This window comes from Paenibacillus sp. FSL L8-0470, assembly GCF_038008625.1.
Classification (GTDB): domain Bacteria; phylum Bacillota; class Bacilli; order Paenibacillales; family Paenibacillaceae; genus Paenibacillus_AQ.
Map to the genome: position 1 here is coordinate 3,521,945 of NZ_JBBOZM010000001.1, position 24,488 is coordinate 3,546,432.

Here is a 24,488-nt window from a genome sequence, read left to right on the forward strand (position 1 = left end):
AATAGCTTCAAGAAAGCTTGTTCTATCATAAAACAATCAAAATATATTGTAAAACGATAAATTATATGTTAAATTCAAAACGGTCATTAATAAAGAAAGGCTAAAAGCTGCCCGGCGAGGAGATAACATCATTGAAACCAATAACACAACTTCTGCATTTTGGCTACCATCAGGCGATGAGCTGCATTTTTCCGATTGCGATCTTTGGGACCTTAGCTCTTTCCGGTTTAATAGATGTGCCTTTCGTTTACCGTTATGATGCCATTCTTTTCATACTGCTTACTGTGCAGTACCTCATGTACCGCAGTGGATTAGAAACATGGGATGAGATTAAAGTGATCTGTATATTTCACTGTATTGGACTGTTGCTGGAAATATATAAGGTGAGTATGGGATCTTGGTCATACCCGGAGCCCGGGCTTACGAAGGTATTCGGTGTACCGCTCTATAGCGGTTTTATGTATGCAAGTGTTGCAAGTTTTATGTGCCAGGTATGGCGTAGACTGAAGATGGACATGACCGGCTGGCCGGGGCTTACTTCTGCGGGATTACTGGGAGGAGCGATCTATCTGAACTTTTTCACACACCATTTCATTCCTGATTTTCGCTGGTGGCTAACGGCGCTTGTGCTCATTGTTTTTTGGAAAACTTGGATCATCTACCGGGTACGGACTGTTACATATCGAATGCCCTTGACACTGGCTTTTTTCATCGTAGGTTTTTTTATCTGGTTAGCCGAAAATATAGCTACATTCTTTAATGCCTGGAAATATCCTGACCAGTACCAAGCCTGGCAAGTGGTTAGCTTCAGTAAAATCAGCTCGTGGTTCCTGCTGGTCATCATCAGCGTTATTATTGTGGCCCAACTAAAACATGTTAAAGCTAACCGTATTACAAAAGGGTAAGGGTCTGGCTAAGATTAAGCAGACGGGACAGGATATCACAATAAAACAGTGGCAGTCCAGGACAATATCTCGTCCCTGGCAGCCGCTGTTTTTTGTTGTGTTCAGGTAACGCAGCGCATGAGTACAGGGTGGATTATTATTACATAAATCTTTCCCTAGTAAAAATTAGTTTGACAGTAGAAACAAATACCTTTATTTTTATATATATAAATAAGTTTCATCAGGGAAACATATTTTCCTTAATGCACATTATGAATCTTAACTATTCTTTGAACCAGGAGGAGAAACAAATGAGGAACCTGTGGGTGGAGAGAACGAGAAAATTAGGTGTGGGTGCATTGCTGTCCGTGGTACTTGTAATCACGGCCTGTAATGAGAAGGAGAGCGGGAACGCAGCAGAAGGGACAGGCAAAGACACCATTGCTGTGGTTACGACCATTTCACAGATTGCAGAGCCTATAACGATTATTGGCGGAGATAAAGTACAGGTACAGAGTCTTATGGGACCAGGTGTGGATCCCCATCTGTATAATGCCACTCAAGGAGATATAGCCAAGCTGGGCGGTGCGGATCTGGTCCTGTACAGTGGCTTGCATCTGGAGGGCCAAATGCATGAGGTGTTCCAAGAGATCGGCAAAACGAGGCCGACTGTTGCGATATCTGAGAGTATCCCGGAAGACCAGCTGCTCAAAAATGAACTGGGAGACACGGACCCCCATGTGTGGTTTGATATTGACCTCTGGAAGCAGGCACTTGGCAATGCAGCAGAGGAGCTCAAGAAGCTGGCTCCGGAGCATGCAGAATATTTTGAGAGCAATAAAGCGAAATACTTCGCAGAGCTGGACACGCTGAATACGGATTCAAAAGCCAAATTGGCACAGATTCCGGAAGCCCAGCGGACACTGGTTACCGCGCATGATGCATTCAGTTATTTTGGCCGGGCAAATGGTATTGAGGTAATAGGCTTGCAGGGACTGAGTACAGAGGATGAATTTGGCGTCTCTGACATTAACGATACCATTGACTTGCTGATTCAGAACAAAATTCCTGCCGTATTCGTAGAAAGCAGTATTAACCCGAAATCCATAGAGGCTGTGATTGAAGGAGCCAAGAGCAAGGGGCTGGAGGTCAAGCTCGGCGGCGAGCTGTTCTCCGATGCCATGGGCAATGCAGATACCGCTGAGGGTACTTATCTGGGAATGTATAAACATAATGTGGAAACGATCTATACTGCACTCAGCGGGGGAGGGAACTAAGATGAGCGATGTTCTAGTAGAAGGCTTAAATGCCTCTTACCGGCAAAATAAAGTACTGCACGATGTTTCCTTCAAGGTGCAGCCCGGCACGCTTACGGCGATCATCGGCCCAAATGGCGCCGGGAAATCGACCCTGCTCAAAGTGATGCTGGGCCTGCATCCCAAGCTGTCGGGCACCGTATCTTTTTACGGCTCCGCCTTCTCCAAGGTGAAATCACGTATCGGTTATGTGCCGCAGCGGGGCTCCGTGGATTGGGATTTCCCGACGGATGCGCTGGATGTAGTCATGATGGGGCTGTATGGCAAAGTCGGGTGGTTGAAATGGCCGAAAGCCAGCCACCGGCAGCAGGCATTACACGCTCTGGACCAGATGGGGATGGCCGATTATGCGCACCGCCAGATCAGCCAGCTGTCCGGCGGGCAGCAGCAGCGGGTGTTTCTGGCCAGGGCGCTGGTACAGGATTCTGACCTTTATTTTCTGGATGAGCCCTTGGCCGGGGTAGATGCCGCGACGGAGAAGGCGATTATGACGACACTCCAGCTATTGAAGGAGCAGGGCAAAACAGTGATGGTCGTACATCATGATCTACATACGGTAGAGGAGTATTTCGACCACGTGCTGCTGCTGAACCGTACGATTGTGGCCCACGGAAGTACCCGTGAGGCGTTTACCCAAGAGCAAGTGTACCGTGCCTATGGAGGTTCGCTTCGCTGGATCGGAGGCACCTAATGGATATAACCGGCATCTCACCCAACACACTCTGGGTATTATTCAGTACTTTAATTCTTGGGATCGCCTCAGGTTTGATCGGTTGTCTGGCGTACTGGAAACGCCAAAGCCTGATGAGCGACGCACTTTCCCATGCGGCTTTGCCGGGAATTGTGATTGCTTTTACGATCGTTGGTGTCAAAAGCGTTCCGGCAATGATCGCCGGAGCGGCGCTAAGCGCAGTGCTCGGTTTTCTCTTTATCCAGTGGATTCAATCGTCCACCAAAATTAAAGAGGATACGGCGATGGGAATCGTGCTGTCGATCTTTTTCGGACTTGGGATCATGCTGTTGTCCATTGTGAACCGGACGGCAGGCGGGGGTCAGAGCGGGCTGGATTCCTTCATATTTGGCCAGGCAGCTTCCATGACCGGTAAAGATGTTAAGATCATGCTGGTGCTGGCATTGATTGTGATCGCGTTCATATGGATCGGTTTCAAGGAGTGGAAGCTGTTTCTGTTCGATGCGGATTTTGCCAAGGGGCTGGGCTTGTCCGGGCGGGTGATGAACGGGATGTATATGAGCATGCTGATTCTTGTTATTGTCATCGGGATTCAGGCGGTTGGCGTCATCCTGATGTCGGCTCTCCTGATTATTCCCCCGGTAAGTGCGCGATACTGGACCCAGTCCTTCAAGCGGATGCTTATCATTTCCGCTGTATTCGGCGGGGGTGCCGGGGCCGTGGGAACATGGGTCAGCACACTGGGGAAAGGCTGGCCGACAGGTCCCTTTATCGTTCTGGTTTCGTCTTCTCTGTTCCTTGTGTCGCTTGTCTTTGGCTTTCAGAAAGGCTGGCTGGCGAAGCTTCTTCACCTGCGGGCGCAAAAGAAAAAATCGGCGGAATCAGCATATCTGCATACGCCTGAGGAGGGGAAAGCGGTATGAGCTACACAGCCTGGATCTTGCTTACAGCTTCACTTGTCGGCCTTACCTGCGGAATAATTGGAACGTTCCTCATCCTTAGACGAATGGCAATGATGGCGGATGCCATCAGCCATAGTGTGCTGCTGGGGATCGTCGTTGCCTTCCTGATCACCAAGCAGCTGAGCGGCGGTCATATGCTGATCGGCTCCATCGTCGCCGGATTGCTGACAGCCATGCTGGTCCAATTCCTGCACTCCCGCGGCGTAGCCCAGGATGCTTCCATTGGTGTAGTCTTCACCACATTGTTCGCAGTCGGTGTAGTTCTGATTGCAACAAAGGTAGGGAATGCGCATCTGGATGTAAAACACGCATTGATGGGTGAAATTACATTTGTTCCGTGGAATACAGTGGAGCTGCCTTGGATAGGTGCCGTTCCTCAAGCAACGCTAATGCTGTTCATCGTACTCATTATTGTGCTTGCTGTTATTCTTGCATTGTATAAAGAATGGAAGATTACATCGTTTGACCCGGCGCTTGCGGCCAGTCTTGGACTTCCGGTCGTATTGATACACTATCTATTCATGACGCTTGTATCGGTAACAACGGTGGCCTCATTTGATGCCGTCGGCGCAATTATGGTCGTGGCCATGCTGATTACTCCGGCTGCGTCTGCTTATCTGTGGACAGACCGTCTTTCAGTCATGCTGATGCTCAGCGCCGGTTTTGGCGTCCTCTCTGCAGTCGCCGGTTACTATATTGCAGTGTGGCTGGACACCTCGATTTCAGGCTCTATGGCCTTTGCTACAGGACTTGTATTTATAGCAAGCTTCCTGGGTTCTCCTTCAAGCGGCGTGTTGTCCCGGTTTTTCCGGGCTCCAGCAGTGATCGAGGAATAGCTTAAGCCAGCGTTGCGAGCTTGTGTCCTACGAATATGAAGATCCCCATTTTATTGCTCAAGGGCGATAGAACGGGGATTTTTAGGTTGAAGCAACCAAATCTACCGAGTCCACAAGGCTCTCACAGAATTATAACTATCAAAAATGATTGTCAAGCATTACACTAATATATGGATTTAGGCCACAATTTTCTCATTATATCAATTAAATTGGAAGGTGGATTATGCATAAACGGCTATGGAAGCTCTATACATTCACGTTTATCAAAACGCCAATTGCGGCACTCTTCATTATTGTCGGATTGGCTATGGGGATGTATCTTCTGATGAACAGCATTCGTATCCAGAGCTATTGGGCGGTTACTGGTGCTCATGTGGAGAAGGGGGAGTCAACGTTAATTACTGTGCAGGGGAACAATAATTATACTCAGCTGCATATGCAAGACAAGATTACCTGGTACATAAAGGAAAGTGGAGATCGTTACGAAGGAACCGTTCTAAATGTTGATTCATCAACAGATGCAGACAGGCTTGATATTGAAGTGACTGCTTCAGATTGGACACGGGCCAAGAAGGAGTCCGATACGGAGTCTGCTGAACCGCCCGTTTATGTTGAGCTTCCCCAGGGCCAAAAAACTGTATTCGCCAAGCTGTTTAAGAAAGGAGCGGTGGAATGAACCGTTCGATGCGCAGCCAGCTGCAGACTCTCTGGCCGATTATCCGCATTTATAAATGGAGTTTTATCAATCTGTTTATTTGTATCCTGGTAACCTCCGTAATCGGTATGTTATATCCCTTTATCTTTGGATTGCTGGTGGATGAGGTTTTCTATCACCGGAATCTTCAATTCTTAATCTTTATTGTCATCGGTTATGGGATGATCTTTTTGTCCGAGCAGCTGCTGCATACCGTTCTAAACAGTGTGTGGTCGTATCTGGTTACTAGATTTTCATTCGATATCCGGAAGAAGCTGTATGACAAGCTGATGTCGTTGCGGCCTGCCTTTTTCACCCGGAGTAAATCCGGTGAACTTATGGCAGTCATCAACCGCGATGCTGACGAAGTCATGAATCTGATTCATTGGAATATTTTTTACCTGACGGCCAACAGCATCCGGATGGTGACGGCAATTGCTTTTGTAATGGTTGCCAATGTGTATTTGGGTTTATTGATGCTTGTTGTAATTCCGGTCGTTGTGTTTACCATCATGAGCTTCAGCCGGGCAATGAAATCCCGGCTCACCAATCAGCGTGAACAGTACGGCCAGTTCATGAGCTGGTGTGTCGAGATGCTGGCGGGGCTGCGCGATGTGCGGCTGCTTGGTGCCGGGAAATACAGCACGCGAGTTTTTGTGAGTCATTTAATTAAATATATGCGTCTCAAGAATCAATCCAGCCGGATCGATTTCATTTCGGAACGAGCCGTCAGTCTAATCACCCTGGGCTCTGATCTGACCTTATACATAACTGCCAGCTTCATGATCGTAAACGGCCACTTAACGATTGGCGCATTTATTGCCATTATTGAATATTTCTCCAAGGGCAGCGGGCTGCTGAAAAATATGAGCGGAGCCAACAGCCGGATCCAGCAGAACAAGGTTTCGATTGAGCGCGTGTTCCAGCTGCTGCAAGAGGAGGAAGAGGATCAGAATCCGGGCGGACCGAAGATTGTGGTAACGAAGGGCTTGATTGAATTTAAGGATGTTTTGTTTGGTTACCGCCCGGAAACACCTGTGCTGCAAAATGTGAATCTGCGGATAGAAGGCGGGCAAACGGTAGCCATTGTAGGAAAAAGCGGCGGGGGCAAAAGCACGCTTATTTCACTGCTGCTCGGATTATACAAGCCTTCCGGGGGAGACATCCTCATTGACGGCACCTCCATTCTTGACTGTGATTTGAAATCGCTGCGCAAGGCTGTCAGCGTTTCTTTTCAAGAGCCCTTTCTCTTTGAAGGGACCGTTCGGGAGAATCTGCTATGGGGAAGCTCATTCCGGACTGACAATGAATTATGGGATGCTTGTGAGCAAGCATTTATTGCCGAATATGTGCGTGAGCTTCCGCAGGGACTGCATACAACCATAGGGGGAAGTTCAGGTATCTTCATGTCCGGAGGACAAAAACAGCGGATTGCACTCGCCCGGACGTTTCTGAAGCAGCAGCCCATCTTTGTTTTTGACGAGGCCACTTCTGCACTGGACGGGGAAGCGGAGAAGGTCATCAAATCCAGCTGGGGAAATCTTGGTGAACACACAACTACGATAATTATTGCGCATCGGCTTTCAACAATTATCACCGCAGATAAGGTGGCGGTCCTCGATCATGGACACATCGTCGGCTTCGATCATCACCGCAAGCTGCTTGCGGAGAGTGCCGTGTATCGTCAGCTTTTTTATGAGCAATATTCGGAAAGCGGGGCGGGGACAGCGGATGAACAAGTCTTTTCATAATATCAGAATCAGGTTGCAGTGGGTCCTTGCGTTTAAAGCTCAATGGGTGGACCAACGTAAGGAATGGCTGTCCCTTATCGTCTTTAAGGTGCTGCTGCTTGCTCTGGGGATGATCACGCCATTGTTGTTCAAGCTGCTCGTGGATGAGGTAATGGTCGGCCAGCACCTTAGTAAGCTATGGTATGTCTGCGGGGGCTACGCCGCAATTTATATTGCGGAAACAGTTGTTCTTGGGAGACAAACGGCAATCGGGAACAAGCTTTCCAACAGGCTGACCTTCGCCGTACGTCTTGAGGTATGGAGCAGTTATATGCGTTTGCCGTTCAGGAAATATGAACAGATGAATACGGGAGATCTGAAAGCCCGAATGGATCAGGATGTAGAGTCCGTAAATCGTTTGTTCAAGGTTCAGGCGCTGGAATACGCTTATAGCTGTGCAATGATACTGGTCGGTGCAGGGCTGATGATCTGGTTCAGCTGGAAGCTTGCTTTATTCGGTCTGCTGATGGTTCCGGTCTCCTTCTGGATCACCAGGAAACTTGGCAAAGGTGCCCGGAAAGCTGCTGAAACCAACCGGAATATCTATGGGCAGTATGAAGGCTGGCTGCAGACCGCCATTCAGGGCTGGCGTGAGATCAAAGCCAATCATATGGAGAAGCGGATGTCGCTGAAATTTACCGAGTATTGGCATGCCATCAGTAAATCATTTTTCCAGCAGCATATGTATTGGTTCGGAAACCGCGCGCTTCAAGCCTTCAAGGATTTTTTCATTACGCGGATGAACCTGTATTTCATCGGAGGGCTGCTCATCCTGCACGGCGAGATGACGATCGGAAGCCTGTTAGTGTTCATGAAGTATTATGAGCAAATGTTCACGCAGCTCGGCATCATCAATGATCTTGATATGAAATTTACTGCCGAACTGCCGGGTCTGGAGAAAGTGCAGGCTATTCTGGAAGAAGCGCCTGTCAAGCGCAGTAGAACCAGCACAACCAGTTCAAAGGAAGCTAATCAAGCTAAATCGGATATCCTAAGCTTCAACAATGTATCTTTCAAATACAGTGATATGACGAAGATGGTTCTGCGAGAGGTATCCTTTGATATCGAAGCCGGAGCAAAAGTAGCAATCGTAGGCAGAAGCGGTTCGGGGAAAAGTACTATTGTGAAGCTATTGTTAGGGATGTACGAACCTGAGCAGGGGAACATCCAAATCTCAGGCAAAGAGCTTCGTGATGTGGATGAAACGGTGCTGCACCGGACCCTTGGCGTAGTGATGCAGGACCCGGCCATATTCAATATGTCGATACAGGACAATGTAAGGCTTGCCCGGCCGAAGGCAACAGTAGAAGAGATACGGACTGCCTGCCGTCTGGCAAATATGGACGAATTCATCACGAAGCTGCCGCAGAATTATGACACGGTTATCGGTGAAAAAGGTGTCCAGCTCTCCGGCGGACAGAAGCAGCGGTTGGCTATGGCACGAGTTCTACTATCGAAAGCAGAGATCATCCTATTGGATGAAGCGACCTCTATGCTGGACCATGAATCCGAGACCGAGATTAACCGCACGCTTGATAATCTATCTGGCGAGCGGACGATGATTATCGTCGCACACCGCCTTTCCTCTGTGATACGGGCAGACCAGATTATTCTGCTTGAAGACGGATGTATTGCGGACCGTGGAAGCCACAGCGAATTATGGAGCCGCAACGTGCTGTATCGGACTCTTTTTCAGTATAATATGCAAGAGTCTGTATAACCAAGAAGCCCTCTGGTTTCCGCTTTGAAGCGAGCATTGAGGGCTTTTGTTAGGCTTAAAAAGCTATAATCCGGTTTATACCATCTGCGGGAATTGGATGAGTATAGCATTGCTTATCATATCCGCCATCATCAACGCTTCACGCTCGATACGGTCATACAGCTGGACACTCATCTTGTAGTCCTTGTTCAACATCGATACTGCTTCTGCTTTAACCAAAGCCAGGTGCGAATAGAACATTTGCCTGAACGCCTCTTTTGGAAAATATGGATTAATACGGGCAAGGAATTCAACAATTTGATCCGCATTGGCAAACCATTTTTTCTCTGCGGCGGCAACTGCGTTAGTATCACCTGCTTTCGCAGCCTTGACAAGATCAGCGGCGATTAACAAGTGTTCCTTGATAAGATTGGCATAAGCATTAGCTATACTCTCCCCGTAAAAGGGCTTAAGCGCGTTCCCCATATCCGTCGGATTCTGCAGAAGGCGCGCCAGTACCACATCGGTATCGGGCAATCCGAAAACAAGGCTAGTGATAGCCATTCGTGTCCAAGCCACATGCTGCTCCCATAATAAGCGCATATGGTTTTTGAATTCAATCTGAGCTTTGGTCAAGCAGATCACCTGTCCTGCATTTGCAGGAGCCATATTGGGCCATGCGTAAGACGTTCTATTTGCGGAGGGGCCAAAGCCCCCATAAGAATACATACAATCTAACCTCCCCTGAATACTTATATCCCCATAGTATGGGGATTCCGCCCATGTGTTCACAAACGGCTGCAAGAGAAGGTGGTTTTTACGTTTTTCCTAAACCAACAAACGAGATTCCGCTAAGCGGATATCTCGTTTGTTGGTGCAACAGTAGATTAAATTCGAGCGAGCGTGAAGCGGAAGCTGTACGGCCGGTTTGCAGGCAGAGTGAACTGTTCATGCGTCGGTGCACCCCAGCTGTCGTCCCCGCCGACACCCATTTGCCTGTAATTGACCCTCAGCACGGTTTTATCCGAAGCCGGCAATTTATAGACGTGATCGCTGGCTTCCAGTTCTTCTGGTTTCCAAGGGAGTACGTTGATTTCCAGCGATGTTGCATTTTCAATATGGATCCCTGATCCATTGTTGCCTTCTGTAACTGAAGCATATCTGACACCTGTCTTGTTCCCGCATTCCTGCGGCTTGAGGTAAGGAGTGAACTGTTCACTGACTTTGCCGCTAAAGCGTCCCAGACGGGCTCCAGTTTGCCGGTCCCAATAGTTCTCATGTGGTCCGCGTCCGTACCATGACACAGTGTCCAGGCTTCCATCCAGCACAAACAGCATTCCGAACTCTGGGATTTCCGGCAGCGAGCTGCTGCCCGGGTTCAGTTCCTGCGAAATCTCCACAGATCCGTCAGGACGGATTTCATAGGTGACCAGTAGAGTGGACACTGGATTTGTGGGCAGCAAGTAGGTTGCCGATACGAAACAAAGATTCTCTTGAGTCCGGGTAGTAAATTGAACAAGGCTACGTTCATAGGAAGCCTTTCTCCAGACTGCGGAACGTTCCTGCAGATGGTTGCCAAGATCATTATCGGTGACGGCTCTCCAGAAATTCGGTCTTGCAGGCTCAATTAGGCGTTCTTTGCCCAAGACTTGATAAGAGAACAAATCTCCGGTTGCCGTATTGAAAGAAAATGAAAAGTCAGCTCCTGCAATGATCAATGCTTCCTCTTGCTGAGTGATGCGAAGGGGATCTCCTGCTGGAGCGGGAAGACTTCCTGCAACTCTTGGAACTAGAATGAACTGTTCCCATGCAACCTCATGGTTGGCACCTGCCCATGCTGCTGCAGCAGGTTGAATGAAGGACAAGGTCAGCACTGCTTCTTTATCATTGGTTATGGAACTAAGCTCATACGGAATGATACAATCGACAGTCTCCCCCGGTGCAGCGGCAATCCGCAGAGAGCCCTCTTGCGAAGTTACGCCTTCCAATTCAATCTTCCAATGTAAATCATATTCTTCGATATCCGTAAATAAGAAGTTATTGCGGATTTGATAAAGACCTTTCTGAAGATCCTGGGCGGTGACTTTTATATTCTGATAGCATTTTTTGACCTCAAGCAGCTTAGGAGTTACAGTCCGGTCCGCAAACAGCAGGCCGTTGCCGCTAAAGTTCCCGTCATGTGGGGATTCACCGAAATCGCCGCCGTACGCCAGATATTCAATCCCCTCTGGAGTTGTAGTACGGATGGCCTGATCCACCCAGTCCCAGATGAATGCGCCTTGGAACACATCATATTTGTCGAACATATCGGTGTAGAGATGCAGTCCGCCGCAGGAATTGCCCATAGCATGGCTGTATTCACAGAGGATATAAGGCTTCTGCGGATTGTTTGTCGCATATTGTTCAACGCCGGCAGGCTTAATGTACATCGTAGACTCGATATCGCTCGCCGCTTCCGAAGGTCTGTAATGAAAAATACCTTCATAATGAACAGGACGGGTAGGATCGGCTGCCCGCAGATAGTCATGCATGGCAATAAAATTATCGCCGCCAAAGGACTCATTACCGAGTGACCAGATGATAACGGATGGATGATTTTTGTCCCGTTGCATCATGGAATTACAGCGGTCGATGACATTGGCGCGCCATTCCGGCTTGCTCGCGGGAACATTCCCCTCATGCAGCTCTTGTTGTCCATATTGCCAGCTGCCGTGTGTCTCCAGATTGGTTTCGTCGATTACATAGAGACCGTATTCGTCACACAACTCATACCAAACTGACTGATTGGGATAATGAGAGGTCCGTACCGCATTAATGTTATGGGATTTCATCAGATGAATATCGCGGATCATATCCTCTACAGACAATGCGCGCCCAGTGTCACAAGAGAACTCATGCCGGTTAGTGCCTTTCAGTACGATCCGTTTCCCGTTAATCTTCATTAAGCCGTCTCTAATCTCGAAGGAGCGGAAGCCAACCTTTGTGCTGACCGCCTCTTGAACGATCTCCTGACCATCCACTAGCGAGATCACCAAGGTGTAAAGGTATGGCTTCTCCGCACTCCATTTATGAGGCTGAGCTACAGGTGCCGACAGTTTAAGCTGCTGCAAATCTCCTTCCTGAAAAGATACTGCAGCAGCAACCGGAGCTGCCCAGACCTTTTGGCCATTGTTGTCATAAAGCTGCATTTGCAGCGAGTAATCTCCAGCTTTGCGGCTAAAGTAATCTTCCACTTTGATGTCCACGTTCAGCTCCGCATGCACAAACTCGTTGTCCAGATCGGTCCGGGCCCAAAAGTCGGCAACACGTACGGGAGGTGCGGTATACAAATAAACGTCGCGGAAAATGCCGCTAAGCCGCCAGAAATCCTGATCTTCCAGCCAGCTCGCATCACACCAGCGGTACACCTCAACGGCCAGCTTATTCTCTCCTGCTTGCAGATAAGCTGTAATATCGAAGTCCGACGGGGTAAAGGTATCTTCACCATAGCCGACCAGTTCTCCGTTCACCCATACATAAAAAGCAGACTCCACACCCTGGAAGCTGAGGAATACAGGCTGGCCGTCCCAAGCTTGCGGTACATCAAATGTACGTACATAGGAACCTACAGGATTATATAAAGTAGGGGCAAAAGGGGGCTTCAAATCCGGTTCTGACTCTGCCCAAGGATACCGCACATTGGTATATTGAGGGTAATCATAGCCCTGAAATTGCCAATGGGAAGGAACAGGAATATCCGCCCAACTGCTGTTGTCATAATCTGATTTATAGAAATCCTTGCTGCGTTTCTCAGGAGTTTCGGCAAAGGCGAATTTCCAAGTGCCGTTCAACGATTGATAACGGGAGGAGGATTGTTTATTTCCTTGGAGTGCTTGCTCAGCAGTCGGGAAAGACATCATCGAAGCATGCGCTTCCATTCGGTTCAATTGAAAAATCTCCGGATTGTTATTCCATTCGGGATATCCGTTGGCAGGTGGCTGATAGACTAGCTTCTTACGCACTTTAACATCTCCTTATATTGTTATATTCATATTATAGAATGAGAAAGGCTCAAGGTATATATAATGATATTCTTATCAAATAACACAATATGAAACTAAATTGGGCTTTCTTTCGCTAGAAATGAAGGCTAATATAGAAGCAACAATTAGGAAAGGAGAATCCTCGTGAAAAGCAAAATGATTTTTTGCCAGACTGATGAGACGATGCTGCTGCCCTTATATGCCACAACCATCGGATATTGGGAGCATCAGGCCGAAACTTTGCGTCCGGCTGGTTTTCCGGATTATCAGATGCATCAGGTGCTTGAAGGCAAAGGTGAACTGAATATTAATGACAAAAGTTACATCGTAGGCCCCGGGGATGTGTTTTTTCTATATCCTGAAATTCCGCATTTCTATACTCCGGTTAGCAGAGAATGGAAGCTGGCGTGGATTTCATTTAGCGGCAGAGAAGCTGCCCAGATGCTGATGTACGCGGGAATACGCGAGTCTGGACCCGGGAGATTAAGGGACGAAGCACTTTTGGAGCCTTTGCGGGAGATGCTTCTTTTGTCTAATGAACATCCGCTTGAAGATGATCTGGAATGCTCCAAGCTGCTGTACGCATTGCTGCTGGATCTGAAACGCAAGCTGCTGCCTTCTTCCAATGAGGAAGATGAAATGGAACGGATTAAGCCCGTCCTGCGGCATATAGAACTCCATCTGCACCGGCCGCTGCAGTTAAAAGAACTGGCAGAAGTAGCAGCGGTATCGCCGCAGTATTTGTGCCGGCTGTTTCAGCACACGGTTCATGAGCGGCCGGTAACGTACATTAATAAACAGCGGATTAACCGGAGCAAGCAATTAATGTTTAACGTTCGCGGTAAAAAAATCTACGAAATTGCCCGGGATGTCGGTTTTGAGAATGCCAGCTACTTTTGTGCAGTGTTTAAACGGATGACAGGGATGAAGCCTGAGGATTTTAAACGATTGCATGGTTTGGATTAAAGGTGAATACAGGGGGGGATATAAGCGGACCTTTCATGAATACTACATTACAAAAAAAAGGCAGCCCACGGCTGCCTTTCGTCTGCTCATTGTGCTGCATAAATAAAATGCTCAACTGTCCTTACTGTATCTTCGATCTCCGGATTTGAGTTGTCGATCATTGCGACATTCGACGCGGGCAGCGGCCACGCGACAGTGCGGCTGCCAAGCGAAGAGCGGAATTCCTGCCAATGCTGAAATTTCCAGTCATCCAAAGACGAGTGCCTGCCTTGAATACGTTCCCGGTACAAATCCTCGTTGGCCAGTCCGACCAGGACAACCTTGACCTCAACCTCGGGCAACGTAAGACCGATCTGGGACAGCTCATTGCTAATCCAGTCTGGGTCGGCGGCTTCCTTAGTAAAGGGTCCAACCACGAATACATCGCTATTCAGGCCGATATTATCAAGCGCGGCGTCCATCGTAATGCGGTAACCGAGGTCTCGGCAAAGTCTTTTATATTCTGCCGAATCTCTGTCTGTCGGGTCCAGTCCATGCATGGTCATAATGGCGTCTGCCGCCGGCCGCAGCAGAATGTCCATATCGAAGAAGGCGGCTTTGCGGCGCGAGGCTACAGCTTTGGCCAGCGTCGTTTTGCCCGCACCTGCCGGTCCCAGAAAAAACACCAGTTTATTCATCCATCTGCTCTCCTCAAATCCCGATTCAGTTCACACCTTAACCAGTATATCCTATCATTTTTTGCAATCCAAAAAAAGGTTGAACAGAGCCAAAGAGGGCGCTCAAGTTCAACCTTTTTTATACCCGGTAGTGTTCACCTTATTTGACAACTTTCTTGCCAGAATTCAATAATTTATGCCACTTTTTAAGGTAGATCACTCTGCGGAACATCGTTTTATCCTTCAATTGATTAAAGATATAAGCATCCGGCCGGGTATTTACCTCAATAATCCATGGCTTCAAAGCAGAATCCAATCCAATATCCAGGCCTATTTCCTTAAATCCGCTATGGTTTTTATGGAATTCTTTTGCCACCTGATCTCCTAAAGCTTTTAATCCTTTGATATAGTCTTTTTTCTTGTCTCCTTGCAGGTAAGGGCTAAGCAGCGTTTCCAGAGGAAGCGGTTTTCCGCTATTGTGGAAATTCGTAACGATTTTCTTGGGATGTGCCATTCGCCCGATATATCCGGTACATTCCCAATGGTTCGTGCTGTTCATTTGCGTCATAATGCGCACATCAAAGATACGATTTTGATAAGTAAGCAGATTTATTCCTTGCTGAACCAAATATTCACGCTTTAATTTACTGCTGCCGAGCGAAGTGAACAGAGCGCCGTAAGTTTTAAAATAACGGGGAGTCTCGCCTACGTGATAGGCATATTTATGTTCACTATACTTAATTACTTTGATTACACCATTTCCTCCGGTTCCTTTGACAGGCTTTACATATACCATCTTATGCTTGTTAAGCATGGACTGCAGGGCTTCATACGAATAGATCCGGCTATCGGGCACGAATTGGCGGAGCCGTGAATGATTAAGCAGCATTTTTGTTTTGGACCATTTGCTTGCAATGGTAATTGGTTTTTTGGTGGTCGCGGCTTTCTTGGACAGCATCAGCAGGTCACCTCGTTCTAATAGTGGAAGTATAGCTTTACACGCTTATTGCCTGTCTTACGGGAATGGATCATTCCGCAGCCTTCAGCACATAGGATATCGTATGTAAGTCATCGGTCATCAACCACAGGCAAAAGGACGGGGGGATGCGCGGAAGTTTCATGTATAATTAAGTTTAATAAAAGGAGGATTGCGACTTGGAGTTATCATTGAAATCTCTGGGTTTAAAAGTAGCGGAAGTTGGCAACAAAGCCTTGAATTTGTCCAAGCTAATAAACGAACAATTCAGCGTGCCCGATGGTGTAGTGCTTTCCCAAACTTATTTCGCATGTTCGGAAGCTGAACTGCAGCAGAAGTTGAATCGACTGTCTGAGCGTCTGGAGAGAATGCTTCCTTCCGCTGACGGCTGGGCCGTCCGATCCACGGCAATCGACGAAGACGGCGGAACGAAGTCCATGGCTGGTCAATACAAGACCGTAATTATTCAATATTCCACTCAGCTGCCGGCTGCAGTTGCTGAAGTGCATGAGGGGTCAATTCCTGTAATCATTCAGACATTTATTGAACCGGATTATTCTGGTGTTCTGTTTTCCTGCAACCCGCTTACGGGAGAATCCGAAATAATCATTGAACTTGTAGAAGGAAGAGGAGAAGCACTAGTGGGCGGGGACGCCAATCCAATGGTCCATTACCGGGAAGGCAGATGGAGCGATTCCAGCCCACTGTTTGAACAGCTCCTGCTGCATATGGAACCATGGATTATGAAAGCAAAAGAGCTAATGCGGCAGCAGGTGGATATGGAGTTTTGCATCAAGAACAAATCGCTTTACTGGCTTCAGGTTCGTCCTGTAACAACCGGAGTCCATACCGATTCGTGGGACTACGATTTTGCACATATCCCTGACTCCTTCCTTGAAGAGGACTGGTTTCTTCTTGATCAGTGCACGGAACCCGTTACTCCGTTAGTAAAGAAGTTGGATCCGGGCAATTATTTTCAAATGCCTTATTGGGATATACGGTTCGTTCAGCATTACCCTTACATCAGTATGAAAAAGAACGTTGGTGCCGCTGCGCCTTCACAACCGGACGACGGGACAAGCATGCTGCTTACATGGCAGGCGCTTAGAAACAGATACGAGCCGATCTTCGATCAACAGCTGAACGAAAATATTACGCAAGCCTCACTTGAGGACTTATGGGAGAAGACAGCTGTTCGGGTAGAGATCAACCGGTCTTATGTGAGAGAGTATTTGAACCGGGACTGGTTCATGGCACGACGCATCATTGGGAAGGAGCTGGAACAGCTCGTCAGCCGCTATGCTGGAGAGAATGCAGACGTACCGCTTTTATTGTCCTCGCTGATTGGAGAAGTGAACACGATCACGTATCAAAAAACGTTGCAGCTTAACCAGTTGGTAAACTCTGCGCGGAAATATCCTGACTTTGGAGAACTGTGCAACAAGGTTAGTAGCAGTGAACCTCATCCATGGGCAGACCAATTCGCTGCTTTCATTTCCCAGTACGGCTACGAGCTTCCGCATCCCTTGGGACTGCACCTGAAGACCCTGGCCGAGAGTCCGGAAACGTTGTTGTCCAGAATCACTGCTGAACTCCATACCCGTAAGGTATCTCATGAGGAGAAAGGTCCGGAGAGCTGGGAAGAGGCTGCTGCCAGGATTGGGCAACGGATGGAGCATGACGAGAAAACGGAATTTCATAGGCTGTTAACAGAGTATAGAGCCTACGTGATCCGAACAGAAGATGACGATTATTTGCTCCAGAAAGGTGCATCCTCTATTAGAAGAATCTTGCTCGAAATCGCTCAGCGATTAGTAGACTGCGGCAAAATAGAAAGCAGGGAGTCTATATTTTTCCTCTATCCCGATGAAATATATGAACTGATCTCTGGTTCCCGCCAAAGTGTGGAAGAATCGGAACTCCTTCAACGGGAAAAAAGCTTTGCCGCCGCAGTAGCAATTAACCCTCCATTACTTCTGAAGCCCGGAAATGCGCGCAAGGTGTCCGAAGACCAAAAACTGCAGGGGGTAGCTGTGGCGCAAGGATGCAGAAGTGGAAAGGTCTTTAAATTAATGAATCCGCTAGACCGGGAAAGCTACAACCAGATTCCGGAGAATGCGGTCATCGTAGCTCCAATCCTGACGCCCAATCTGACTTATGCGATCTTGGCCTGTGCAGCTATCGTAACTGAAGTGGGCGGTTTCTTATCGCACGGAGCTATTTTTGCCCGGGAGATGGGCATTCCGGCGATTGTTCAGGTAGAGGCTGCGACAAGTCTTCTCCAGAATGGTGATGAAGTACAAGTAGATGCAAAACGGGGAGTAATTGAAATACTGAAGCGAAACTCAAATCCATCATAGGAAGTGATCTTTCATGAAGCTGCCAGTCTTGAACCAAGGTCTTGCTGAACAAATCCAGCAGTCAGAAATTGCCTATCTAACCTCAAGAATTAACTCCATCCGCGAACGCGAAGGTAACCCGGAGGGTGTTGAGATTGTCCGTTTCGGCCACACCACTGGTTTCTATATCAGGACCATGCCATGGAGCCTGTTTAATTCCGTTAAAGGAATCTCTGATCAGGACGTGGACAAGCTGGAGGAGATCGTCCGATTTTACACGGCCAAAGACAGAGCCTTCCAGATCGATGTGGATCCTGTTCACTGTAGCTCCAAGCTTTTTAAAGGGTTAGCCGATCATGGACTTTACCAGAGTGGTTTTCATGCTGTACTGTATGGACTGCCGCGTCAAACGCCGTCTGAACTTCCATCCAAGATAACAATTGTCGAAATTGATAACGTAAATTCTTTTGACACTTATGCAGAAATCCATTGCCTGGCTTCCGGCATGGCGTTGTCCGATAAGTTTCATTTCGTGAATAATAACATAGGATTGCTGAATAGGCCGGGGTGGAAGCTTTTCGCAGGTTATTGGGAGGGGCTTCCGGCAGGAGTGGCTGCGATGCATATAAACGGCGATATCGCCTCCTGCACACTCGCCGCAACAATTCCGGAATACAGAAACAGGGGGATCCAGACTGCATTATTGCACAAAAGGATGCATGAAGCCCACTTGGCAGGTTGTCAGCTCATAACGGCTCAGGCGGGTTTTGGTTCTACAAGCCAGAACAATATGGAACGGGCCGGGTTTCAACTGGCTTGGACAAGAGCAGTTTGGATACGCATGGCATAGCTACCATTAAAATTAACTGCATTTCTCAACAAGAAAACAGCCAGTCTCCGGTTTATGGAGAGCTGGCTGTTTCTATGATCTCACCTAATTATGCTTGAAGAACCTCCGCAACATCCTCCCTGTGCAATGAGCAAAAGGCTGCAAATCCGCCACCGCGTGCGCGAAGCTCCTGGAAGCAGCCAACCTCAGCGATTCGTCCGTTCTCCATATAGATAATTTCATCATACAATCCCAACAATTCCTCATTCATATTATGGGTTATCGTAATTAAGGTCAGCTCTTTAAGCGTGAGCAGTCTGCTTTCGATTTCATAAGCGGTCTGCATATCAATCGCGGAAGTTCCTTCATCCAGAATCAGGATCGGCTTGCTGCGGATCAGCGCCCGGGCAACGGCAATCCGCTGCCGTTGCCCGCCGGAGAGCTGTGAGCCGTTCTCGCCAACGGTAGTCAGCAGTCCATCGGGCATCTTCTCCACGAACTTATGGACTCCGCTGGTACGAAGGGCTATTTCCATGACTTCCTCGGTAAATTCCTCGTGCAAGCAAATATTCTGCTTAATGTCCGTATCGAACATATAGACATTCTGATGGATGGTCGCTGTAATTTGCTGCAGCCGCTCTGGATCAAGCTGTTTGAGGTTGATCCCATCAAGGGTGATGGAGCCGTCATACCTGTCATAATACCCGCTAAGCAGTTTAACAAGTGTAGATTTACCGCAGCCGCTTCGTCCGACCAGTGCATATTTTTTTCCTTTTTGCAGGGAAAGATTGATGTCCGAAAGCACCTGATTTCCTTGCTGATAGGCAAATTGTAAGCGGCTGACCTCCAGATTCTCGTGGAACACAGGTTCGAGCAAACCTGACTTTGGCTGTGCCTCTTCGCTTGCCAGATCATTGATCCGTTGCACAACAGGTTTGACACCTTGAATTTTGGGCAGATTCTGCATCACGACCAGTACAGGTCCTACAAAACCGCCGCTCAGCTGGACAAGGGCAACCAGGCTCCCCGCTGAGAAGTCTCCGGAAATAATCAGATAAGCGGCAATAAAGACTACTGAAAACTGGGTGAGAATAGCCAGAGTTTCGGAGAGGCTCTCATTGGCGGCAAACAGCCGGTCAGCAGCAAAACGGGTGTTTGCGGCCGCGGTGTTCTCCTGTCGGAATTTCTGCTCCGTGTGTTTGCCCATGGCATAGGATTTGATCACTTCATAACCCGATAATAAATCCTTAACGCTAGTGGTAAAAATGGACATCCGGGCAGATACGGCGCTTTGTTTGTCCTGTAGGGCTTTGCCGAAGAGAGAAGGGACGGTAAACATCAGAATCATGCATACCACCAGGATTAAGGTAACCAGCGGGCTCAGGTAGAGGAGTGCAATGAGGGAGGCTGCAAAAACCACAACATTCTGCAGGGTAAGCAGCAGGGGTTGGATATAGTTATCCTCCAGCAGTTTGATGTCATTGGTGAGTGCCGACAAATAATCAGCCGTATTGGACGAAGTGAATTCTTCTGCATTCCTGCGGAATACTCCACGGAATACCCGCTCCCTCAGTGAAAGGGTCAGATTGCGGATCAAGGCTTTGCTGCAAATGGCATATATGAAACCGAACAAGCTTAGCAGCAGCAAATAAGCAACCGACAGGAACAGAATCCTTTTGAAAAGCAGCATGTCACCCTGCATGGCGGCATCGATTACCTTTTGCAGAATGATCGCAACCAGTACGCCTGCTGCCGAGGTAATGATGCTGAACAACAGGGTAACCGCGAGCAGCATTTTGTTTTGACGGATGGACTGTTTCATCAAATAGCCAACTCCTAGAATTAGATTATCATTAAATTTATAAGATGACAGTATCATATATATAATAATCAAGTCAAACATATTAGATGATAATCTTATTCATGTGCAAAAAAACTTCCCGCTAAAAACTCTCGGGAAGTCTGTTAATGCTATAGCAGAAAATGCTCCAGGTCAGCAATTAATTGCCGCAAGTTGTCTGAGTCCAGGTGATAATACACCTTGCCGTTTTTTTTCTCAATTCCGACCATACCGCAGGCCAGCAGCACATTCATATGATGAGACATGGTGGCAGCTGATAAGCCCATCTGATCTGCAATTTCCAGATTGTATTTCGGACTGACCTTGAGTGACGCCAGGATTTGCAGTTTGCTGTTATCCCCGAGTGCCTTCATCCGAAGCAGCAGAAAATCTTTAGAATCAGCATGGCCCTTGCTGGCTACCGGAAGCAGATCGATGAACAGGCCATAGTAGCAATGTTTGGCGAACATCACCTGTCCTAGCGGAACAATTAAGGATGGATGGACAGAGGGGGCATCGCTGAACATCTCCACCAGTTTAATGAATTGTACATCGTCCTGCCTTTGCACGGATTGAACATACTTGGAAATCAGCTTATTCAGCGGCTTCTCCAGTTCCCGGCTCACCTGGTCAAATGCAGACAAGTTATTGTTGATGATCCGGGCAAGCGCCTGGATTTGTGTACGCGGCTGCTGCAGCAGCCTCAACATTTTCCATTTCATCCCTTCTTCAAGAGGACTGTCGCTCAGGAAGGTGATAATATCAGCCAAAGATAGAATTCCGGATGGTGAGGTTTTCTGGAGATGGTAATTTTGCATGTCTTCCATGCCGAGCAGGGTCTTCCATATTTCTTCATGGAGCACCTCATCCGGCACTTCTGTAAGTGAGTTTAGCCAAGCCTTATTTTCACTGAGCAGCAGATGGAGAACGGAGAAGAAGGAGTCATTTTCATCCCCGAAAAAAAAGTCCGCATCCTTATCAAGCACACGATATTTAAGAAAGGTATGTATGTACTTGTCTACTATTTTCAAATGTTTGCTGTAGAAGGCTTCTCCGTCCAGCCCGAATTTGTTCAGGTCTTCAATCGTCCCTTTCTTGTAAGTCTCCACATGGTAACTGACGTAGAGTAATCCCAAGGTCTCAAAGACGGGATCCAGCCGTTCATGAATGTTGAGGTTCATAGGTCCTCCATAGGTTTATTAGTTTGGTGCTTATCTAATTCATTATATTTTCATTAAATAGGATTATCAAGTTTCAGCTTGACAGTCGCAAATATAAAGATATTATAGATATAATAAGTCTTTAATAACCATTGAGGAGGATGAGATTTATGATTTACGATTGCGCGATTATCGGTGGGGGACCTGCCGGGCTGAATGCAGCCCTAGTGCTTGGTAGAGCAAGAAGAAGTGTGGCTCTGATTGACAACAACCGGCCTAGAAATGCTGTTACACATGCGTCTCACGGTTTTATTACAAGGGATGGAGTAACACCGGCTGAGTTCAGGCGCGTGGCGCATGAGGAACTGCAGCGTTATCCGTCTGTAGAACATTTGCCGTTCGAAGTGGTCTCGGTCTCTCAAGCGCAAGGTGGATTTGAGATAGAGGATTTGGGAGGAGTCCGTGTTCAAGCCCGGAGGCTGATCCTGGCTACGGGTCTAAAGGAGATCTTTCCGGAGATCGAAGGCTTAAGTCCTTTATACGGTAAAAGCCTGTTTAACTGCCCTTATTGTGACGGATGGGAGCTGAGGGATCGACCATTGGCCATTGTCTCGGAATATCCGACCGTATTCCATATGGCTAAACTGCTCCTCAATTGGAGCAAGGATTTGCTTGTGTGTACACATGGCCAGGCGTCCTTGACCGAGGAGCAAAAAATGCAGCTTGAATCTAAAGGAATCGTCGTGATTGAACAACCGGTTGCGGCTTTCCTCGGCCAGAACGGCCGGCTTGAGCACATTCGTTTTGCAGATGGAACTATTGTGGCCAGAACTGGCGGCTTTGTAGCTCCGAAACTTGTGCAAAGCTCAACGTTAGGAGAGCAATTAGGCTGTGAAATAACGGAGCTTGGAGGGATTCGGACAGATGACAAGGGACAAGCTTCTGTCTCCGGTGTATATGCCGCAGGTGATGCTTCGTATTTCGGACCTTCCCAATTAATTTTTGCCGCAGCCGATGGCAGCCGAATTGGTATGAACGTAAATATGGATCTGACAGAGGAAGATTTCAACAGTTGAAATCTTCTTTCCGGTTAGTTACCGAAACAAAACAAGCAATTCTTCGTCTATAGGTAAGTAATGGAAACGGAGGGTTTACCATGTCACTGCCTATTCAAAATTCACAGAAGCAAGTCCGCACTTTCAGACTTACCGCTGCATGCGTGTTATTGAGTATGTGTCTTGCCACGCCTGCCCGGGTATCTGCCGATGCCGGAGCAGTTTCCCGAATGAGTAGCGGGCAAGCAGCTAAGGCAATTTCAGGTTCTGCAATTAAATCTCAGGTTGCCGCTACTGTCTCACCTTATGCACCGGTTCTCAATACGTTCAACATTGAGGGTAAACAGCTGAAAGCACTGGCGTACAGTGCGGATGGAACCCTGTTGGTCCAGCTGATGCCGATTGCCCGGGCCATGGGATATACGGTGGAAGATCAGGCTGGGACCGGTGATCTAACGCTCAGCAAACCGCGGCGTGTAATCAAGTTAATCCTTAACAACAGTACGTATAATGTGAACGGGCTGACTTCTTCAGCCAAAACACCGTTTGTCAGAAATGGTTCTACTTATGTACCGCTACGCCATTTAGCGAATCTGTCCGGCTATAACATTGTGCTGCAGGGCAAAAATACTTATATCCTCAACGTTCGTCCGGAAAATGAGCTGACGATTTCCGCTTCCGGTGAGCTGGAGGTATCTACAGAGCCTTATTCATTTTCTATCCGTTATCCCGTTCTTTCCGGTTCTGCGCACAAAGAGGGTATTGATAAGATCAATCACTTCCTCCAGAACAAGGCAGAAGGCTGGAAAACACAGGCCGAGCAAGAGCTTGCGCAAGCTTGGGCAGCACATCCGAGCAAGGACAAAATTATAGACTACGCGCATATCTTACCCTACGGGCTCCAAGTGGCGTGGACGATCGCTTACAATGAAAAGGGCTTGCTCAGTTTATACGCGGATACTTATCAATATATGGGCGAATCCAAGCAGGACAAAAGCATCCGGTACAGCTGGACCTTTGATCTCGCCACAGGAGAGGAGCTGTCACTGCAGCAGATTGCAGGGAATAATCCGAATTACCAGACACAGATTAATCAGTATATTAACCTGAAGATTGCTTCCGGGGAAGCAGGCCCTTTCGCACCACTTCAGTTTCCGGGAATCGAAACCACAAGTACAGGCTGGTATCTGCTGGATGGACGGATTGTCGTATATGTTCAGCAAGACGCTGCCCACTTCATCCATGATGGAATCTTTGAAATGCGGATACCGCTCTCCCGGATTTCGAAAACTGAGAATTGACATATCGCAAAATATCGATATAATAAATTTCATGAAACCTATTGATGTATTTAAAGCATTGTCCAATGAATCGCGGATTCAGATCTTACAATGGCTCAAGGAACCTAATATTCATTTTACACCCCATGAAGGGATTGATATGACGGAAACCGGGGTATGTGTCAGTCAAATTACCGATAAGCTGAATATGACTCAATCAACGGCCTCCCAGTATCTTTCGATACTGCAGAGAGCAGGGCTTATTACAACCAAACGTATTGGCAAATTTACGTATTACCAAAGGGATGAAGAAGCGATTCTCAATATGGCTGAATACATGAAGCAAGAAATGTAAGGCACAAACTGAGTTCTTGATCTAAGAATTCGGTTTTGTTTTAAGTGAACAATTCGATATTTCGTAATATGTAGAATTTTTATGATTATTCATATCTACAATTCGCGATATATCTTTATATACAATTACAACTTAGGA

General features: G+C 47.6%; 20 protein-coding genes. 14 read left to right on the top strand and 6 right to left on the bottom strand.

All coding sequences use genetic code 11. From position 1 onward, the window contains the following. Positions 1-131 precede the first annotated feature (131 nt). From NST99_RS16055 to NST99_RS16090, 8 genes are all read left to right on the top strand, one after another. Positions 132-905, top strand: coding sequence for a DUF817 domain-containing protein (locus NST99_RS16055; protein ID WP_341093026.1), 774 nt, complete (start codon positions 132-134; stop codon positions 903-905). A 290-nt stretch (positions 906-1,195) separates the two neighbouring features. Continuing rightward, the gene (locus tag NST99_RS16060; protein WP_341093028.1) at positions 1,196-2,161 is read left to right on the top strand and encodes a metal ABC transporter solute-binding protein, Zn/Mn family; all 966 of its coding nucleotides are present in this window, start codon (positions 1,196-1,198) and stop codon (positions 2,159-2,161) included. A gap of 1 nt (position 2,162) precedes the next feature. Beyond that, complete coding sequence (locus NST99_RS16065) at positions 2,163-2,891, top strand: metal ABC transporter ATP-binding protein (RefSeq protein WP_076109367.1); 729 nt, start codon at positions 2,163-2,165, stop codon at positions 2,889-2,891. After that, positions 2,891-3,814: a metal ABC transporter permease gene (locus NST99_RS16070; RefSeq protein ID WP_341093030.1), complete on the top strand. Its 924-nt coding sequence runs from the start codon at positions 2,891-2,893 to the stop codon at positions 3,812-3,814. Before NST99_RS16065 ends, NST99_RS16070 begins: the two co-directional genes overlap by 1 nt. Further along, positions 3,811-4,689, top strand: a complete 879-nt coding sequence (locus NST99_RS16075; protein WP_341093032.1) for a metal ABC transporter permease — start codon at positions 3,811-3,813, stop codon at positions 4,687-4,689. The genes NST99_RS16070 and NST99_RS16075 overlap by 4 nt, the downstream gene beginning before the upstream one ends. A gap of 223 nt (positions 4,690-4,912) precedes the next feature. Then, complete coding sequence (locus NST99_RS16080; RefSeq protein ID WP_341093034.1) at positions 4,913-5,365, top strand: hypothetical protein; 453 nt, start codon at positions 4,913-4,915, stop codon at positions 5,363-5,365. Next, positions 5,362-7,134 carry an ABC transporter ATP-binding protein gene (locus tag NST99_RS16085; RefSeq protein ID WP_341093036.1) on the top strand — a complete coding sequence of 591 codons (1,773 nt, stop codon included), beginning with the start codon at positions 5,362-5,364 and terminating at the stop codon, positions 7,132-7,134. The genes NST99_RS16080 and NST99_RS16085 overlap by 4 nt, the downstream gene beginning before the upstream one ends. Continuing rightward, positions 7,115-8,893 (top strand): ABC transporter ATP-binding protein, encoded by a 1,779-nt coding sequence (locus NST99_RS16090; RefSeq protein ID WP_341097663.1) that lies wholly within the window; start codon positions 7,115-7,117, stop codon positions 8,891-8,893. The genes NST99_RS16085 and NST99_RS16090 overlap by 20 nt, the downstream gene beginning before the upstream one ends. Positions 8,894-8,968: 75 nt before the next feature. On the opposite strand, the gene NST99_RS16095 is transcribed toward NST99_RS16090, so the two are convergent. Continuing rightward, complete coding sequence (locus tag NST99_RS16095; protein WP_341097664.1) at positions 8,969-9,541, bottom strand: acetylglutamate kinase; 573 nt, start codon at positions 9,539-9,541, stop codon at positions 8,969-8,971. Between the two features lie 218 nt (positions 9,542-9,759). Continuing rightward, entirely contained in the window at positions 9,760-12,873 is a 3,114-nt protein-coding gene (locus NST99_RS16100; protein WP_341093038.1) for a glycoside hydrolase family 2 TIM barrel-domain containing protein, read from the bottom strand. Between the two features lie 165 nt (positions 12,874-13,038). Here NST99_RS16100 and NST99_RS16105 point away from each other — a divergent pair, with 165 nt between their 5' ends. Next, on the top strand, positions 13,039-13,860 hold the full coding sequence (locus NST99_RS16105) for an AraC family transcriptional regulator (RefSeq protein ID WP_341093040.1): 822 nt from the start codon (positions 13,039-13,041) through the stop codon (positions 13,858-13,860). 86 nt (positions 13,861-13,946) lie between these two features. Here the strand turns inward: NST99_RS16105 and NST99_RS16110 are convergent, their stop codons facing one another. Continuing rightward, positions 13,947-14,537 (bottom strand): AAA family ATPase, encoded by a 591-nt coding sequence (locus NST99_RS16110; protein WP_341093041.1) that lies wholly within the window; start codon positions 14,535-14,537, stop codon positions 13,947-13,949. A gap of 139 nt (positions 14,538-14,676) precedes the next feature. Then, a complete protein-coding gene (locus NST99_RS16115) occupies positions 14,677-15,474 on the bottom strand; it encodes a YheC/YheD family protein (protein WP_341093042.1) in 798 nt (265 codons plus the stop codon). A 197-nt stretch (positions 15,475-15,671) separates the two neighbouring features. On the opposite strand from NST99_RS16115, the gene NST99_RS16120 reads away from it, so the two are divergent. Further along, positions 15,672-17,852, top strand: coding sequence for a PEP/pyruvate-binding domain-containing protein (locus NST99_RS16120; protein ID WP_341093043.1), 2,181 nt, complete (start codon positions 15,672-15,674; stop codon positions 17,850-17,852). A 13-nt stretch (positions 17,853-17,865) separates the two neighbouring features. Next, complete coding sequence (locus tag NST99_RS16125; RefSeq protein WP_341093047.1) at positions 17,866-18,681, top strand: GNAT family N-acetyltransferase; 816 nt, start codon at positions 17,866-17,868, stop codon at positions 18,679-18,681. An 88-nt stretch (positions 18,682-18,769) separates the two neighbouring features. Here NST99_RS16125 and NST99_RS16130 read toward each other — a convergent pair whose 3' ends face one another. Both NST99_RS16130 and NST99_RS16135 read right to left on the bottom strand, forming a co-directional pair. Next, a complete protein-coding gene (locus NST99_RS16130) occupies positions 18,770-20,482 on the bottom strand; it encodes an ABC transporter ATP-binding protein (protein ID WP_341093048.1) in 1,713 nt (570 codons plus the stop codon). Between the two features lie 149 nt (positions 20,483-20,631). Further along, positions 20,632-21,681 carry an ArsR/SmtB family transcription factor gene (locus tag NST99_RS16135; protein WP_341093049.1) on the bottom strand — a complete coding sequence of 350 codons (1,050 nt, stop codon included), beginning with the start codon at positions 21,679-21,681 and terminating at the stop codon, positions 20,632-20,634. Between the two features lie 149 nt (positions 21,682-21,830). Between NST99_RS16135 and NST99_RS16140 the strand changes: the two genes are divergently transcribed. The 3 genes from NST99_RS16140 (at position 21,831) to NST99_RS16150 (ending at position 24,350) form a co-directional block, all read left to right on the top strand. Beyond that, the gene (locus tag NST99_RS16140) at positions 21,831-22,736 is read left to right on the top strand and encodes an NAD(P)/FAD-dependent oxidoreductase (protein ID WP_341093052.1); all 906 of its coding nucleotides are present in this window, start codon (positions 21,831-21,833) and stop codon (positions 22,734-22,736) included. Positions 22,737-22,816: 80 nt separating this feature from the next. Beyond that, positions 22,817-24,016 (top strand): PdaC/SigV domain-containing protein, encoded by a 1,200-nt coding sequence (locus NST99_RS16145; protein ID WP_341093053.1) that lies wholly within the window; start codon positions 22,817-22,819, stop codon positions 24,014-24,016. A 31-nt stretch (positions 24,017-24,047) separates the two neighbouring features. Beyond that, positions 24,048-24,350, top strand: a complete 303-nt coding sequence (locus NST99_RS16150; RefSeq protein WP_341093054.1) for an ArsR/SmtB family transcription factor — start codon at positions 24,048-24,050, stop codon at positions 24,348-24,350. Positions 24,351-24,488 lie beyond the last annotated feature (138 nt).